The following is a 16,428-nucleotide window of genomic DNA, read 5'->3' as shown; positions in this document are numbered from 1 at the left end:
TTAAGCATTACATACTTGTATTACATTTCTGCCGCTTCCACGATTTCACATCAGCCTGCGTTTCGGAATGCCGGTTTTTCCGGCGTTATCGAGCCGCTGCATGCCGGTTCTGCACTGATTAATCCTGATTACAAAGAATACATTGAACCCGGCTTGCTGCGCAGAATGAGTAAAATACTCCGTATGTCCGTTGCCTGTTCCGGCGATTGCCTGAAACAAGGCGGAATTGAACAGCCGGATGCCATTGTGGTCGGAACGGGATTGGGCTGCCTGCTGGATACGGAAAAGTTTCTGAACAACGCCTTAACGGTCAAAGGTTTGTTGCCTCCGACCTCGTTTATCCAGTCTACGCATAATACCATGGCCGGACAGATTTCGCTGAGTCTTGGAAATCACGGCTATAACATGACGCATACGCAGAATTCCATATCTTTCGAGAATGCTTTGCTGGACGCCATGCTGCTGATTGATGAAGGCGAAAAACACATACTCGTCGGTGCTGCGGATGAGCATATCGCCTTGCTGGACGAAATTTCAGCGCAGTTAAATATCCAATCCGATTGCGGACTTACTTCCGGGGCATCATTTTTTATACTTTCTGCTGAAAAGTCGGATCAAACGTTGGCCGGAATTAAAGATGCAGAAGCACTAGGCCTTGTGAAGAACATACCGGAACAAATTACGGCGTTTCTGGACAGAAACAATGTAAATCCGGACGATCTGGATCTGATTTTATATGCGGGTTCCGTCGCCGGAACGGAAGATGGAGAAAAGGATTTTCAGTCACTTTTGAAGATGAAAAACCTTCCTGTTTTGGATTATATGAAATACTCGGGCATTTATCCGACGGCATCGGCCTTTGCCTTGCATATGGCCGCTGACCAAATGCAGCACACACGATCAATAAAGAATATTCTGATTTGTAATTCATTGATTCAGCATAATCTGGGTCTTATTCTCGTACAATCCGTTGAAGCATAATATTGTAACCTTTACCGCCATTACTGTTTTTGCCCTGAGTGGAATCATATTCTGGGAAACAGGACTTGTTCTGATCGTCTTTGCGATGATCGTACTGTTATATCTGGGTCTGACCGCTTACGGTTCCTTTCATATTCAGACAAACTACTTTCTCAGATCTATTAATTATGGTAAAAGAAATGCCATTGCACTTACATTTGACGACGGCCCTGATCCGGATACCACACCGAAAATTCTGCAGATTCTGAAAGAAAAAGACATCAAGGCTGCATTTTTTGTGATCGGTAAAAAAGCGGAAAAATATCCTGAACTGCTGCGGCAAATGGATAAAGAAGGTCACATTGTTGCCAATCATACGTTTAATCACCATTATTTTACGGCATTTTTCTCAACCCAGAAGCTGAAGGCCGAACTTTTGAAATGCAATGCGGTTATCGCCGATATCCTTGGTAAAAAGCCTTTGTTTTTCCGGCCGCCGTTCGGTGTTACCAATCCGAGGTATGCAACCGCTCTGAAAGAGCTCGGACTGAATTCCATCGGTTGGTCTTTGCGCAGCCTCGACACCAAAGCGGAAAACAAATATCAGATCATCAACAAGATCATTTCTGAAGTTGAAACCGGACATATTATTTTGCTGCACGATAACCGGAGCGTAACGGCTGATTCGCTGGAAGATGTCATTGAACATTGCCGGCAGAAGGGAATCCGCATTGAATCGCTTTCCAAACTTATTCAGAAAGAACCTTATGAAAATGGATAGGTTATTTCCTTTTTTACTGATCTGTTCAGGGTTTTTTCAGCTGCATGCCCAGAACTTTAAACCTGCCGCCCAGCCCGACAAAATTCTGCAGGAGCTGCGAAAAGCTTCTGAAACGACTTCATCCATTCAGGCCTCTTTCTCCGAAGAAAAATACCTGTCAGTTTTGAAAGAACCGGAGCGTTCGTCCGGCGTATTCTATTATAAAAAGAAGGATAAAATGCGCTGGGAACAAAAACTTCCAACGAAATACGTCATTCTGATCAGCGACGACAATCTTAGGATTCAGGAAGGCGAGAAAGAAAAGAAAGTAGGGCAGGCGGGCAAAATGGCCGGCCAGATCAAGGAACTGATGATCGGGCTTGTCAACGGCGACTTTCAGCAGAACAAGGCTTTTGCACAAAGCTGTATGGAAAGCGAAGATCAGTATATGGTTGTGCTTACGCCCGTTAACCGTCGTCTGAAAAACATTTATGCCAATGTAAAGCTGGTATTTTCCAGAAATACGATGCGTCTGAAAGAGCTTTCCTTTTTCGAGAAGAACGGCGACAAAAGCATCATGAAATTCCAGAATGAGAAAATAAATCAGCCTTTGAACGACAACATTTTTCAAAACTTATAAGTGTGATCCGATCCTTGCATGTTTCTGAACGATCTATATAACATCCTGAATTTTAACTGCTTGGAAGATGAACTGATTTCTGAAATCAGGCTGAATGCTTCGCATCGCTTGTATCAGGGACATTTTCCGGGTATGCCGGTGACGCCGGGCGTTGTACAGCTTCAGATTGCAAAGGAATTGCTGGAACAGCATCTTCATAAAAATATCAGGCTTGATACGCTGCGTACATGCAAGTTCCTTCACATATTGAATCCCGTGGAAAACCCGCGGATACAAATCCATATAAAATGGCGTATTTCGGAAACTATTGAAGTGACTGCAAGCGCGGAATCCGGCGAAACGATTTTTTTTAAAGTGCAGGCAACTTATCTGTAAAGTCATCAGTGTGCTTACATTTGGATGCGAATTGTCCGTTTTTCCAGACCAATCCATCTCTAAAATGACCCTTAAGGATATCCATTGCTGTATCATTGTCCCGACTTACAACAATTCGAAAACAATCCGGAATGTCATTGCTGAGGTTCTGAGGTATTCAGACGGACAAGATGTTATCATTGTCAACGACGGCTCGACGGATGAAACGGAAAGGATTCTGGCGGAATTTGCTTCCAGAATCATCATTCTGAACAATGCCCGCAATTCCGGAAAAGGCTATTCGCTGCGGAAGGGATTCCGGGAAGCCATAAGACTGGGTTATGCAAACGCTATCTCGATTGACTCGGACGGACAGCATCTTCCTTCGGATATTCCGCTTTTTACAGAAGCCGCCAGCCAGCATCCGGGTGCGCTGATAATGGGTTCGCGGGATATGGAGCAGGAAGGCGTGCCGGGAAAAAGTTCGTTTGGAAACAAATTTTCAAATTTCTGGTATAAAGTCGAAACCGGCCTGACTTTGCCGGATACGCAGACGGGTTACCGCCTGTACCCGCTGGAACCACTTCGGGAAATACGCTTGTTTACTACCCGTTTTGAAACAGAAATTGAAGTGATCGTGAAAATGGCATGGCAAAATGTTCCGGTCGTTCCGATTCATATTCATGTGATTTATGACAAAAAAGAAAGGGTAACACATTTCCGGCCGTTCATTGATTTTACCCGGATCAGCATCCTGAACACATGGTTTGTGATCCTTACTTTGCTGTATTATCTGCCCAAAAGAATCTTTATCCGTGTAAAAAAGAAAGGGCTCTGGAATATCATCCGGCATGAAGCTGTAAAACCTGAAGAATCCAATCTCAGTAAAGCCCGTTCGGTAGGGTTTGGTTTTTTCATGGGAATTTTCCCGGTCTGGGGATTTCAGCTGCTGATCGGGATTCCACTTGCGGTTTATTTCAAAATGAACAAAGTCCTTTTTCTGGCAGCGGCCCACATCAGCATTCCGCCGGTCATACCGTTTATTATTTTCGGAAGCTACAAATTCGGAGGCCTGTTTTACAAAAATGGTACGCAGCTGAACAGTTTCAGAAATCTCACGCCCGAATCCGTCCACGTTAATTTTTTACAATATTTTATCGGCGGTGCACTGCTCGCCGTTGTTGCAGGCATACTCGGGTTTCTGATTACTTACCTGCTTTTATCCGTTACGAGAAAGAAAGAAAAAACGGTTGATTTTACTGGTTTTAACAAGTAATTCTGTATTTATAACAATTATATCGTTCTAAATTGATATTCGTTGTTTAATGAAGTTAAAAGTTATAAATCATTGGTTCTAAGTTCTTTGTAGCATGCCAGTCCTTTTTGGACTACAATCTTTCTGGAAAATTTTATAAAATCTATACGAATTAATCTAAAATAAGCCGTTTGTGACTTTGATATGAGGTCCCATTCTCTATATTTACGAGAATTATAAAACCTTTAATCAAATTCTGAATAGCGTATGAGTAACATTACTTATCTGGTGCCGGCACTTGGCCTTGTAGGCTTGCTGGTGATGTTCTTCAAAAGAGGCTGGGTTGTCCGTCAGGATGCCGGAAGCCCGGAAATGAAAAATATATCGGACGCCATTGCAGACGGTGCGCTGGCTTTCCTGAAAGCCGAATGGCGCGTGCTCATTGTATTCGGTATTATAGTCAGTATTTTGTTAGGTTATTCAGGCACACTTGTTGAAAATTCCAGTGCATTTATCGGCATATCTTTCGTAATCGGCGCGTTTGTTTCTGCATTTGCCGGCTACATCGGAATGAACATAGCCACCAAATCCAATGTTCGCACCACGCAGGCCGCCCGTTCCAGTCTGACCAAAGCGCTGGAAGTTTCATTTACAGGCGGTTCGGTAATGGGGATCGGCGTTGCCAGTCTTGCCGTAATCGGACTTGGCGGCTTGTTTATCATTTTATACTCTGTTTTTGTAACCGACGGCAGCGATGTAAACGGGCTGGGCATGGAAAAAGTACTGGAAGTACTGGCCGGTTTTTCACTGGGAGCCGAATCCATTGCATTGTTTGCGCGTGTTGGAGGCGGCATTTATACGAAAGCAGCTGACGTAGGTGCGGATCTTGTCGGCAAGGTGGAAGCCGGCATTCCGGAAGATGACCCGCGCAACCCCGCAACGATTGCCGACAACGTGGGCGATAACGTGGGCGACGTTGCCGGAATGGGCGCCGATCTGTTTGGTTCCTATGTGGCGACGATATTGGCGACGATGGTTTTAGGTCGTGAAATCATTTCCGAATCGATGGATAACTTCGGCGGTATCTCACCGATTTTGCTGCCGATGGTCATTGCCGGCATCGGGCTTATTGCATCCATCATCGGAATGCTGCTCGTACGCGTCAGTAACGATGAAGGCAATGTGCAGGCTGCGTTGAACCGCGGCAACTGGGGCTCCATTATTATTGTACTTATCGCAAGTTATCCGCTTACTTTATGGATGCTGCCCGAAGGCACGCTCACGATCAGAGGTGTTGATTTTACGGCAATAGATGTTTTCTGGGCTATTTTACTGGGTTCCATTGTCGGTGCCATTATGTCAACGGTTACGGAATATTATACCGCTATGGGAAAACGCCCGGTTCAGTCCATTGTTAATCAGTCTTCAACCGGACATGCGACAAACATCATCGGCGGACTTTCTGTGGGCATGGAATCAACGGTTATTCCGACGCTTGTGCTGGCTGCCGGGATATTTATCAGCTACGAATTTGCAGGATTGTACGGTGTGGCCATTGCAGCTGCCGGCATGATGGCTACAACGGCCATGCAGCTGGCCATCGATGCGTTCGGTCCCATTGCCGACAATGCCGGAGGAATTGCAGAAATGGCTTATCTGCCGGAAGAAGTACGCGGCCGTACAGATATTCTGGACGCGGTGGGAAATACGACTGCCGCTTCGGGAAAAGGCTTTGCCATTGCTTCTGCGGCACTTACGTCACTGGCCCTTTTTGCAGCATTCTGCGGTGTGGCGGGAATTAATTCCATCGATATTTACAAGGCCAACGTGCTCGCCGGTTTGTTTGTAGGCGCTATGATCCCGTTCATATTTTCTTCGCTGGCCATAGCGGCGGTTGGCCGCGCGGCCATGAAAATGGTTGAGGAAGTCCGCCGTCAGTTTCGTGAAATCCCCGGCATCATGGAAGGAACGGCAAAGCCTGAATACGATAAATGTGTCGCCATTTCTACACAGGCTTCTATACGTGAAATGGTTGCTCCGGGATTGATCGCCCTGATTGTTCCCGTGATCGTAGGATTTATTTTCGGGCCTGAAGTGCTGGGCGGAACGCTGGCCGGCGTTACTGTTTCAGGCGTTCTGATGGGAATTTTCCAAAACAATGCCGGAGGCGCCTGGGACAATGCCAAAAAATCCTTTGAAAAAGGAGCGGTTATCAATGGCGTTACTTACTATAAAAAGTCGGAGCCGCATAAAGCTGCGGTTACGGGCGATACTGTCGGTGATCCTTTCAAAGATACTTCGGGTCCGTCCATGAATATCCTGATCAAACTGATGTCCATAGTCTCACTCGTCATTGCACCGCACATTGCGGTGGAAAACACGGAGTCAGGCCGTTTAATTAATGAAATGCATAAGATTGAAAAGGTGGAAAAATATAAACCGGCAGAAACCGGTAAAGCAGAAACCGCTGAATATGCCGTGCAGCTTGCGAAAAACCGTTTGCAGCATCCATAAAAATTTTGATTTCAGATCCTGGAATGATTTTTGTTCGGGAATATACGGACATGCAGCTTTTGCAGAAAAGCTGATCAATGATTAAGTATATTCATTCTCAACCAAATAGAAGATCATGAAGAAGATATTGGTTATGGCTGCACTGATTGGATTATCAACAGCGGCATTTGCACAGGAATCAGCTAAAACAAAAACGGACAAAGCCGTAGCTTCAACAAAAGCTGCCGGACAACAGGCTGGTCAGGAAATTAAAAAAGATGCAAAGGAAGTTGGTGACAAAACCAGCGAAGGCGCAGAAAAGGTGGGCAAAGGTGTAAAGAAAGGCGCCAAGAAAGTAGAAAAAGGTGCTGAAAAAGCATACGATGCTACAAAAGACGAAGCGAAAAAGGTAAAGAAGAAAGCACAGGATTAATCTGCCTTTCCTATTAACAAAATAAAAAATCCCGGACAGCAATGCCGGGATTTTTTATGGATAATGCATCCGGTTTATCCGAGTTTCTTTTTAAGATAAGCCAGTGACAGTTTATAAGCATCTTCGGTAGCGGCGGCATCGTACTTCGGGTTACTCGGATTGGCAAAACCGTGAACGGCATCGTACATTTTAATGGTAACCTGCTTGCCGGCGGCCTTCATATCTTTTTCAAATTTAGCCACAACTTCCGGGTTGATGCCCTGATCCTGCGAGCCGAAAATACCCAGGACATCCGTTTGCAGTGTTTTCAGTTTTTCTACATCCTGCTCGGGACGGCCGTAGTACATAACGCAGCCTGCAACCTGTTTGCCGCTTGCAATGGCCGACTGTAATGAAAGCATTCCGCCGAAACACCATCCGATACTGGCAATCTGGGCATTTTTTCCTGCATAGTTCAGTCCTCCTTTTGTAATGGAAGCAAGTCTGTCTGCGGATGCATTCTGCATAAGCTGGCCGGCTTCTTCGCGTGTGGTTCCCACATTTCCGTCGTACATATCCAGTGCGAGCACATTTACATCACCCAGATCTTTGTGCAGTTTGGCTGCTTCCTGCTTGATATGATCGTTCAGTCCCCACCATTCCTGATATACCAAAAGCCATTTATCCGACTTTTTAGGCGATTTTATCAAAAAACCGGAAGCAGGTTTACCGTCAGGTGTCGGAAAACTGATCATTTCGCCATTTCCCTGATAGTTGAAAGGAACGGGAATTTCATGAAGAGCCTGAAATGCAGGATTTGCAGCCAGCTCAGACATGTCATTGGAAGCAGCAGGCGTGTGACAAACAGGAATTGTCAGCGTCTTTGTTTGAGGTTCAGGCAGGAACATCCTGAACATGAAGATGGTCAGCAGAATAAAAATGGTTCTCATTGTCAAGGCTTAAAAGTTTGGAAAATATCTCTGGCTTAAATATATGTAAATTAAAACAGAACTGAAGTCCTGCCGCATGCAGGCAGAGCCATACAATTTGTAAGAAAGGATTAATCGGCATGCAAGAGTATTCATCATTGATGAAAATATTGTACTTATTAAAAGAGAGGAACTTAATGCCGCTGCGCGCCCGTTAAATATTCAGTAGTTTATATTTGGTCATGAATCGCAAGCAATATTTTTTTATCATACTCATACTGGGTTTTCTGGCGACAGTCAGCCCTTTTTCCATTGATATGTACCTTCCGGGCTTTCCCCGGATAGCCGCCGATCTTAAAACAACTATTGATAAAGTACAATTATCCTTAACAAGTTATCTCGTCGGAATATGTATCGGGCAAGTGCTTTACGGACCTCTGCTGGACCGTTTTGGGCGCAAAAAACCGCTTTTCTTCGGACTTGCATTGTATGTGCTGGCGTCAGTAGGCTGTGCATTTACTGCTTCTGTAGATGAACTTGTTCTGATGCGTTTTTTTCAGGCCATGGGCGGGTGCGTAGGCCTTGTGGCATCACAGGCACTGGTGAGCGACCTTTTTCCTTCTGAAAAGCGGGCAGAGGTTTTTTCAATGATTACTCTGGTGATTGCCGTTTCCCCGATGATCGCTCCAACGGTAGGCGGCTATGTTACGGGCGTCATTTCGTGGCACTGGATTTTTATAATTCTGGCCGGGATCGTTACCATGATCATGGCAGCTATTTATTTCTTCCTGCCAACGGGACGTCAGGCGGATACGTCGGTTTCTTTAAGGCCCAAAGCAGTATTGTCCGGCTATTTCACTGTCATCAGGCAGCCTCAGTTCCTGATTTACACGCTTGCCGGCGGATTGGCAACGGCTGCTCCGTTTGCATACATTGCCGGTTCTTCGGATGTATTCATGAACATTTACAAAGTAAGCGAACAGCAATACGGCTGGATTTTCGCGTTCCTTGCATTTGCCATGATCGGTTCAACGCAGCTGAACCATTTTCTTCTTAAAAAATACAGGAGCGAGCAGATCATCAAAACAACGTTGTTTTATCAAAGCATTGTCGGGCTGATCCTGATCGCGGGTGTTTATAACCACTGGTTCGGACTTTATTCGCTTATTGGAATGATGTTCGTTTTTCTTACGGGACAAGGACTTACCGGCCCGAACACTTCTGCGTTGTCGCTGGCACCTTTCAGCAAACATACCGGGAGCGCATCTGCATTAATGGGAAGCTGGAGAATGGGTTCAGGAGCTGTTATTTCTGCTGTTGTGAGTTTTTTGCATAACAATACGGCCTTGCCAATGGTCGGGATGATGGCCTTTTGTTCATTGGGCGGCTTGTTCATTCTGCATACGGGCAATGCGGTCGTAAGGTATCATTCGAGCCGGAGAAAGGTGGAAGAGAAAGTTTCCGTATTGTTGTAGAGCAAGCTGTTCAGGGCAGATTACGAACGGCATCCAGGATCATGGCAATGTATTCGTTCCGTCGAATGTCATACGCAACTTCGGCATTCGGCTCCATTTCCAGTACATCATAAAAGTCAACAACGGTGGTTCCTCTGGTCAGTTCTCCTTTTGTTTCTACCGCAACATAGCAGGATTTGGTCCGGAAAATATCCGGATTAATCAGCCATGCAATGGCACACGGATCATGCAGTGCAGCGCCGCCGTCCAGCTCGGAACGGTGTTTTCTGTAAAAGATGGAAAAGAAATCCATCAGATCTGCGGCTGCAACAGCACACTTATTCCCGATTTTTCTCAGCGCATCTATATCTTTCTGAAAAACCAGTGCCTTGTGCGTAACATCAAGCCCGCACATGGCTATCGGGATTCCGGATGAAAAAACGATAGCTGCCGCTTCCGGATCAGCAAAAATGTTGAATTCCGCAAGCGGCGTCATGTTGCCCCGGAATATGCCGCCGCCCATCAGGGAAATTCTTTCCACTTTATTTTTAAGATGCGGATAAGCAAGCAGGAAAATGGCAATGTTCGTCAGCGGTCCGGTCGGTACAAGCGTCACTTTTTCAGTAGCACGGGTCAGGATTTCCGCCATGCCTTCACATGCCGTTACGGGTTGCGCTTGAAAGGTGGCTTTCGGAAGTGAGGGTCCGTCCAGCCCGGTTTCGCCATGCACGAAATCTGCCGTAATCAGCTGACGGAACATCGGTTTTTCCGCACCTCTGTAAACGGGCACACGTGCACCGATCAGCGTCAGGATCTTCAGTGCATTGTTCAGTGTTTTTTCCTGCGTCTGGTTTCCGGCAGAAATAGTCACTGCTTTTACATCAAAACGGCCGCTGCCAAATGCGAGCATCAGCATCAGTGCATCGTCATGCCCCGGGTCACAGTCAATAATTACCGGAATTTTCTTAACCATATGCCTGAAATGCAGAAATTACTACTTTTTACCGATTGACTTTTTATCCACCAGAATTCCCAATCCATAATGATAAGGGTAATTGTAAAGTTTCTGGCCCGTTTCGGCTGCAATGTCCTTCACAGCCCTTCTTACTTCCGGAAAGCTTTCGGTATCATGAAAAATGGTACAACTGCTGTGCTGTGCAGCCCATAATCCGCATTCAAAAGTTTCTTTATAGTTATGCACAATGTCCACATGTGCCAGGTCGTAACGTTTGTTGTCGCGTTTTATCCAGTCTTTGTAATCCGATTTGACGAGCACAATATTCTTGTATTCAGCCAGCCTGTTGCTTGTTTCCAGATAATGTTCAGCCTTGTTTTCAGTATGAATGTCTCCTTCAAACGTATCCACGCCGGTAACAGACTTGAAATAATTGGAAAACACAACAGCCGAATAACCGAACTCGACGCCGAATTCAATACAGCTTTCATTTTTAAGCCCGAATCTTTCTATAATATCCGCAATGATCATTTCCAGACCTTTCCAGGCCGACACAATTTCCAGCGTTTTTTCCGGCTTGGTGAGTTTCAGGGGTTTGTACGGTACGATGTCTTTAATAAAATGATCACTTATAAAAGTTCTTAGTCCCATGTCTGTGGCTGTTTTGATGGTAAAACGGTAAAGCGGCATTGCCGGGCAAATGACAATCTGTGCAATATGCTACATTATACACTTATCCTTTTTAAAAAGGAAGAAAAATAGTAACAGATTCGTTTGTTGTAAATGATTTTTGTGCATGGTTCAGGTTTATGCTTCAGGCCGGCAGCCATCCGGCATTCTGACTTTCAGGAAAGTACTTCTTTTTCCAGGTTTGCAAACAGGATGATACGTAGATCCGGGGCCAAAAACCGACTTCTACTTCAAACGGGAAGACCCTACAAAATAAAGGCAATTAAACTAGTTATGGGTTTCATATTCCCGTGTACCAAAATACTACGTTAAATCATATCAATATAGCTTGGAATGGATTATTTAAAGCTTTTTAATGTCGATAAAATAAATATGACAGGCTGATCAATATAACTGCGGAATATGGCTGAATGATGGTGGAATTTGCCTTCTTTCCGGCATTTTTTGTATAAAAGCGGCCTTAATAATATTCTTCTGTGTTATTTTACAGCGATTTAAAAATCGTCAGCCGCATGAAAAATCTGTTCTTAGCATTCCTTATTATTGTTACGGCACTGCAATCCTGCAAGCATAAAAATGCCAATGAAGCCTATTTGCCTCCCGTAAAATCTGTATTTACAAACTACTATGAAGAACGACTTCAGCTGTACCCGCTGGAAGCTACGATAAACGGGGATAACCGTTACAATGACCGCATGTCTGACGAACTTACGGAAGAAGGAAGGGCTAAACTGAAGGAATTTTATAAAAAATACAAGGCCGAACTGGCAAGGTACGACCGTGAGAAGCTTTCGGATGAAGACAAGACCAGCTGGGATATTCTGCTGTGGGAATGCAATATTAACCTGGCAGAACTAAAATACCCGACCGAACTGATGCCTTTAAACCAGATTTTTTCCAAGCATCTGTTTATTTCCCAACTGGCCAGCGGAAGCAGCAGCCAGCCATTTAAAACGGTAAAAGATTACGAGGACTGGCAGAAACGCGTTGACGGGTTTGTCGTCTGGTGCGATACGGCTCAGGTAAATATGCGTAAAGGAATCCAGCAAGGGTATGTACTGCCGGCTTCCCTGATCCGGAAAATGATACCGCAGCTGGCCGGAATGAATCACGGGCCGGCTAATGAACATCTGTTTTATGCGCCGGTAAAAAAGTTTCCGAAAGACTTTTCAGCACAGGACAAATCCCGTTTGAAAAAGGAATATGCGGACATGGTGGAAAACAAGGTCATTCCGATGTTCAAAAAGCTGCATACGTTTGTAGAAGAAGAGTACTTGCCTGCCGGAAGGAAAACAGACGGGTTCAAATCACTGCCCAACGGAGAAGATCTTTACAACTACTACATAAAATACTACACGACAACCAATATGAAGTCCGACGAAATTCATAAGCTCGGACTCAGCGAAGTAGAAAGAATTTCTGCTGAAATGGAAAAAGTTAAGGCACAGGTCGGCTTCAAAGGTGATCTGAAATCCTTCTTCGACTTTGTGCGCGCCAATCCGAAATTGATGCCGTTCAAAGAGCCGAAAGAAGTAATTACCCATTTCAACAAAATACATGAGGTCATGAAGCCGAACCTGAAAAAGCTGTTTGACCTTACTCCCAAAACCGCTTTCGAGGTACGCAGAACGGAAGCATTTCGCGAGGCGTCGGCATCAGCAGAGTATAATTCTGGCTTGCCGGACGGTTCCAGACCGGGTGTCTTCTACGTTCCGATTCCGGATGTGAAAAAGTACAATATAGTTTCGGATGAAAGCCTTTTCCTGCACGAAGCCATTCCCGGGCATCATTATCAGATTTCTCTTCAGCAGGAAAATACAGCGCTTCCCGATTTTCGTAAAAATCTCTGGTACAGCGCCTACGGCGAAGGCTGGGCGCTGTATGCAGAATCACTGGGCAGGGAACTGGGACTTTATACCGATCCGTACCAGTATTTCGGCATGCTGAGCGGTGAGATGCACCGCGCCATCCGTCTGGTTGTGGATACCGGAATTCATTCCAAAGGCTGGACAAGGGAAAAGGCCATCAAGTATTCGCTGGATCATGAAGCGGAGTCCAAGGAAAGTATTACGGCGGAAATCGAACGGTATATGGCCGGCGGCGGACAAGCTTTGTCTTACAAAATCGGACAGCTTAAGATTCGTCAGTTAAGGGCAAAAGCCGAAAAGAAACTGGGTTCCGGATTTCAGATCCGTGAGTTTCACAATCTGGTTCTTGAATCGGGATGCGTTCCGCTGGAAATTCTGGAAGATAAAGTGAATCGCTGGATCGCCAGCAAAGGGTGATCCAGTTGAATAAGCTGTTGGCTGTTAGCTATTGATTTTTTAGATTTTGGCATTTAGCTATCAGTTGTCTGAAAGCTTTTCCAGTTACAGACTGTTACTTGTTCTGGATTATTTTTACGTTCCTGACCCGGGCTTCTTCCACGATGTCCGGGTTATGTGCGCATATAAACAATCCAACCAAAACTTTGCCATCCAGATTTTTCATCACGTGTGAACCAACGGGCTGCAATGGCTGGCCTTTGGCAGCTGTACGCATGGTGTATTCAGCCCCTTTGCGTTCCACCTGGACCGTCTGAACATTTTTCTCTTTGCTGAAAATCTCGTCTTCCGGATCACGCATTTTTTCACCTTTTGCAACACGCCATTGCAACACGGTAAGTCCGTCGCCATGCACCACTGCGCTTACATGTGATGCATCGTCTGCGGTGGATTCACGCACCATCCAGCCCACTTTCCGGTGCGGGTCCGTTCCCTTTCCGGATAATTCAAAATCGGCCGTGACAACAAAATCACCGATCAGCTCGCGGAACAGATATTGAAATTCATCCCGTTCAAACCAGATGTTGTAACCCGAGCCTTTGAGTGTATATTCTTTCCTTCCGGCATCATAACCCGAAGTTCCGGCCAGCTTGGGACTGCCGATATCCATGCTTTTATCAAACTGCCCGATCCTGGAAGGAGCAAAACCGGCCAATGCATTAATAATCAGTAAAAAACCTAAAACAGAGCGTTGCTTCATAACCGGTTTGAACATTGTAAAAGATGGAACAGTACAGAGCAGGACAGTTGTAACATTTAGAAAAGACAAATTGTACCATTAAATGTACATTTTTTTAATTAATTAATTATATTAATGAAAAAATGTCCTGACACATTCCTGAACCCTTGATTATGAAACTGCAGACAGGATTTATCACCATGCTTCTCACGGCCGGAATTGCGCTTGTCATACAGTCCTGCAATAAAAAGACTGGCTATCAGGAAGTAACGGAAAAATTACCTGAGCAGGTCAGTTACAATTTTGATATCCGACCAATCCTTTCCGACAAATGCCTCGCATGTCACGGTCCTGATGCCAATAAACGTGAAGCCGGTCTCCGGCTGGATGTGGAGGAAAGTGCTTTTAAAGCATTGCAGGAAAATCCGGGAGCCCATGCATTGGTAAAAGGCAAGCCTGAATTTTCACAGGCATATCTGCGCATAACGACCAAAGACACGGCATTGCTGATGCCGCCGCCGGCTTCCAATCTGAAACTCACGCAGCGTGAAATCGGCCTGATTGAAAAATGGATCCGGCAAGGTGCCAGGTATGAAAAGCACTGGGCATTCGTAGCGCCGCAAAAACCTGCTTTGCCGGAAGTGTCGGACAAGAAATGGCCGGTGAATGAAATCGATTATTTTATCCTGCAGAAGCTGGAAGAAAACGGTATGGAGCCCAACGAAGAAGCAGATAAGGAACGGCTTCTGAAAAGGCTGAGCCTTGATTTGGTCGGATTGCCGCCCACACTTGAAATGATGGACCAATTTCTGGCAGACAAACGGCCTGATGCATACGATCGCATGATCGATCAGCTACTGAAAAATCCGGCTTATGGTGAAAAAATGTCCTTGCACTGGCTGGATCTGGCACGTTATGCCGATTCGCACGGCTATCAGGATGACGGTTACCGTACGCAATGGCCCTGGCGTGACTGGGTAATCCATGCTTTTAACAACAACATGCATTATAATGATTTTGTAAGCTGGCAGCTTGCGGGCGATCTCATGCCCAATGCAAGCAAGGAACAGCTGCTTGCAACCGGGTTTAACCGGAACCACAAAATCACCGAAGAAGGCGGGGTTATTCCCGAAGAATACCGGATCATGTATGTAACCGACCGTAACGATCTGTTTGGGAAAGGGCTTTTGGGCATTACGCTGGAATGCGCGCATTGTCACGATCATAAGTACGACCCTTTTTCGCAAAAAGAATATTATCAGATGTTTGCGTTTTTCAACAATGTAAAAGAAGTCGGCATTGAATCCGTTATCGGCGGGCCGGAAACGTACGCCAAAAAACCGTTGATGGAGATCAGCGATGAGGATGTGAAAGGCATTCTGAGCTTTGTGAACAAGACGGACACCAATCAGCTGATTGTATCGGTGATGGGCGATCTGGATACGACACGCAAAACGTACATTCTGAACCGCGGCGTGTACGATGCACCCGGCGATGAAGTGCAGCCCGGAACGCCGGCTTCCATTTTGCCATTTGATAAAAAATATCCTAAAAACAGGCTCGGACTTTCACAATGGCTTTTCGACAAGCGTAATCCGCTGACTGCGCGGGTTTATGTAAATATGCTCTGGCAGGAATTCTTTGGAAAAGGAATTGTAAAAACCTCCGGTGATTTTGGCATGCAGGGCGAACTGCCGTCGCATCCTGCCTTGCTCGACTGGCTTGCCACCGACTTTATGGAACATGACTGGGACATCAAACGGCTTGTAAAGCAAATGGTGTCTACGGCTGCTTACCGGCAATCGGCTGTTGTGAGCAAGGAAAAACTGGCCAAAGATCCCGACAATATTCTACTCGCAAGAGGCCCGCGTTATCGCATCCATGCAGAGTACATCAAAGATCTCGTACTGGCAAGCAGCGGACTACTGAACAAAACGATCGGCGGCCCGAGTGTGAAACCCTATCAGCCGGCGGGCTTGTGGGAAGGCGCCACTTCGGGAAGAGGTTTGCTTTCGGTTTACAATCAGGATCACGGTTCTGCGCTGTACCGCCGTGGCATGTACACGCTGATCAAACGGACGGTCCCGCCACCGACCATGAGCATTTTTGATGCGAGTAACCGGGATTTGTGCGAGGTAAAACGGCTAAAAACCAACACGCCGCTTCAGGCGCTGGTGATGATGAACGATCCGGCCGTTTTGGAAGCATCCAGAGTGCTGGCTACAAAACTGTTACAGGAAAAAAGTCAGGATAAAGATAAAATAATCAAAGCTTTCCGGCTGATCGTATGCAGGACGCCAAGTGAAAAGGAACTGGATATTTTGACCGCATATTATGAAAAGCAGCTGAAAAGCATCCAGCCGCAGTCGGCTGAAAAAATGCTTGCGGCAGGAGAGTACCCGCTGACCAAGAATCTGGATAAAAAGGCCATAGCTGCCTTCATGCGTGTGATTTCGACCATTTACAACCTGGAAGAAACGATCACCAAATCATAACTGAAAATCATCCGAAAGCTTGAAGCCT

At 45.7% G+C, this 16,428-nt stretch carries 14 protein-coding genes; 10 read left to right on the top strand and 4 right to left on the bottom strand.

Translation table 11 applies throughout. The features are described from left to right. The first annotated feature begins 15 nt into the window (after positions 1-15). The 7 genes from FEM55_RS06800 (at position 16) to FEM55_RS06770 (ending at position 6,895) form a co-directional block, all read left to right on the top strand. On the top strand, positions 16-981 hold the full coding sequence (locus FEM55_RS06800; protein ID WP_229209112.1) for a beta-ketoacyl synthase chain length factor: 966 nt from the start codon (positions 16-18) through the stop codon (positions 979-981). Continuing rightward, on the top strand, positions 971-1,741 hold the full coding sequence (locus FEM55_RS06795; protein WP_138280522.1) for a polysaccharide deacetylase family protein: 771 nt from the start codon (positions 971-973) through the stop codon (positions 1,739-1,741). The genes FEM55_RS06800 and FEM55_RS06795 overlap by 11 nt, the downstream gene beginning before the upstream one ends. Further along, positions 1,734-2,360 (top strand): flexirubin biosynthesis/transport protein LolA2, encoded by a 627-nt coding sequence (lolA2, locus tag FEM55_RS06790; protein ID WP_229209111.1) that lies wholly within the window; start codon positions 1,734-1,736, stop codon positions 2,358-2,360. Before FEM55_RS06795 ends, lolA2 begins: the two co-directional genes overlap by 8 nt. Before the next feature lie 18 nt (positions 2,361-2,378). Further along, positions 2,379-2,735: an ApeI family dehydratase gene (locus FEM55_RS06785; protein ID WP_138280520.1), complete on the top strand. Its 357-nt coding sequence runs from the start codon at positions 2,379-2,381 to the stop codon at positions 2,733-2,735. A 64-nt stretch (positions 2,736-2,799) separates the two neighbouring features. Continuing rightward, positions 2,800-3,990 (top strand): DUF2062 domain-containing protein, encoded by a 1,191-nt coding sequence (locus FEM55_RS06780; protein ID WP_138280519.1) that lies wholly within the window; start codon positions 2,800-2,802, stop codon positions 3,988-3,990. Positions 3,991-4,236: 246 nt separating this feature from the next. Beyond that, the gene (locus FEM55_RS06775) at positions 4,237-6,483 is read left to right on the top strand and encodes a sodium-translocating pyrophosphatase (RefSeq protein WP_229209110.1); all 2,247 of its coding nucleotides are present in this window, start codon (positions 4,237-4,239) and stop codon (positions 6,481-6,483) included. A 115-nt stretch (positions 6,484-6,598) separates the two neighbouring features. Further along, positions 6,599-6,895 (top strand): hypothetical protein, encoded by a 297-nt coding sequence (locus tag FEM55_RS06770; protein WP_138280518.1) that lies wholly within the window; start codon positions 6,599-6,601, stop codon positions 6,893-6,895. A gap of 74 nt (positions 6,896-6,969) precedes the next feature. On the opposite strand, the gene FEM55_RS06765 is transcribed toward FEM55_RS06770, so the two are convergent. Beyond that, positions 6,970-7,824 carry a dienelactone hydrolase family protein gene (locus tag FEM55_RS06765; protein WP_138280517.1) on the bottom strand — a complete coding sequence of 285 codons (855 nt, stop codon included), beginning with the start codon at positions 7,822-7,824 and terminating at the stop codon, positions 6,970-6,972. 221 nt (positions 7,825-8,045) lie between these two features. Here FEM55_RS06765 and FEM55_RS06760 point away from each other — a divergent pair, with 221 nt between their 5' ends. Then, positions 8,046-9,278 (top strand): multidrug effflux MFS transporter, encoded by a 1,233-nt coding sequence (locus tag FEM55_RS06760; RefSeq protein WP_138280516.1) that lies wholly within the window; start codon positions 8,046-8,048, stop codon positions 9,276-9,278. A 10-nt stretch (positions 9,279-9,288) separates the two neighbouring features. Here FEM55_RS06760 and FEM55_RS06755 read toward each other — a convergent pair whose 3' ends face one another. Both FEM55_RS06755 and FEM55_RS06750 read right to left on the bottom strand, forming a co-directional pair. Beyond that, positions 9,289-10,230, bottom strand: a complete 942-nt coding sequence (locus FEM55_RS06755) for a nucleoside hydrolase (protein ID WP_138280515.1) — start codon at positions 10,228-10,230, stop codon at positions 9,289-9,291. 21 nt (positions 10,231-10,251) lie between these two features. Then, positions 10,252-10,863: a class I SAM-dependent methyltransferase gene (locus tag FEM55_RS06750; RefSeq protein ID WP_138280514.1), complete on the bottom strand. Its 612-nt coding sequence runs from the start codon at positions 10,861-10,863 to the stop codon at positions 10,252-10,254. Positions 10,864-11,414: 551 nt separating this feature from the next. On the opposite strand from FEM55_RS06750, the gene FEM55_RS06745 reads away from it, so the two are divergent. After that, entirely contained in the window at positions 11,415-13,187 is a 1,773-nt protein-coding gene (locus FEM55_RS06745) for a DUF885 domain-containing protein (protein ID WP_138280513.1), read from the top strand. A gap of 94 nt (positions 13,188-13,281) precedes the next feature. On the opposite strand, the gene FEM55_RS06740 is transcribed toward FEM55_RS06745, so the two are convergent. After that, entirely contained in the window at positions 13,282-13,926 is a 645-nt protein-coding gene (locus FEM55_RS06740) for a hypothetical protein (protein ID WP_138280512.1), read from the bottom strand. Between the two features lie 152 nt (positions 13,927-14,078). On the opposite strand from FEM55_RS06740, the gene FEM55_RS06735 reads away from it, so the two are divergent. Further along, the gene (locus FEM55_RS06735) at positions 14,079-16,400 is read left to right on the top strand and encodes a PSD1 and planctomycete cytochrome C domain-containing protein (protein ID WP_138280511.1); all 2,322 of its coding nucleotides are present in this window, start codon (positions 14,079-14,081) and stop codon (positions 16,398-16,400) included. Positions 16,401-16,428 lie beyond the last annotated feature (28 nt).

The sequence above is a fragment of the Dyadobacter sediminis genome (genome assembly GCF_005860765.1).
GTDB lineage: Bacteria > Bacteroidota > Bacteroidia > Cytophagales > Spirosomataceae > Dyadobacter > Dyadobacter sediminis.
Note: the sequence above shows the minus strand (reverse complement) of the source record. Positions and strands in the feature narration are given on the sequence as shown.

Excerpts from the sequence above, each read along its gene's own strand:
- lolA2 (WP_229209111.1), top strand. The coding sequence starts at position 1,734 with ATGGATAGGTTATTTCCTTTTTTACTGATCTGTTCAGGGTTTTTTCAG.
- FEM55_RS06785 (WP_138280520.1), top strand. The coding sequence starts at position 2,379 with ATGTTTCTGAACGATCTATATAACATCCTGAATTTTAACTGCTTGGAA.
- FEM55_RS06780 (WP_138280519.1), top strand. The coding sequence starts at position 2,800 with ATGACCCTTAAGGATATCCATTGCTGTATCATTGTCCCGACTTACAAC.
- FEM55_RS06775 (WP_229209110.1), top strand. The coding sequence starts at position 4,237 with ATGAGTAACATTACTTATCTGGTGCCGGCACTTGGCCTTGTAGGCTTG.
- FEM55_RS06770 (WP_138280518.1), top strand. The coding sequence starts at position 6,599 with ATGAAGAAGATATTGGTTATGGCTGCACTGATTGGATTATCAACAGCG.
- FEM55_RS06765 (WP_138280517.1), bottom strand. The coding sequence starts at position 7,824 with ATGAGAACCATTTTTATTCTGCTGACCATCTTCATGTTCAGGATGTTC.
- FEM55_RS06760 (WP_138280516.1), top strand. The coding sequence starts at position 8,046 with ATGAATCGCAAGCAATATTTTTTTATCATACTCATACTGGGTTTTCTG.
- FEM55_RS06755 (WP_138280515.1), bottom strand. The coding sequence starts at position 10,230 with ATGGTTAAGAAAATTCCGGTAATTATTGACTGTGACCCGGGGCATGAC.
- FEM55_RS06750 (WP_138280514.1), bottom strand. The coding sequence starts at position 10,863 with ATGGGACTAAGAACTTTTATAAGTGATCATTTTATTAAAGACATCGTA.
- FEM55_RS06745 (WP_138280513.1), top strand. The coding sequence starts at position 11,415 with ATGAAAAATCTGTTCTTAGCATTCCTTATTATTGTTACGGCACTGCAA.
- FEM55_RS06740 (WP_138280512.1), bottom strand. The coding sequence starts at position 13,926 with ATGAAGCAACGCTCTGTTTTAGGTTTTTTACTGATTATTAATGCATTG.
- FEM55_RS06735 (WP_138280511.1), top strand. The coding sequence starts at position 14,079 with ATGAAACTGCAGACAGGATTTATCACCATGCTTCTCACGGCCGGAATT.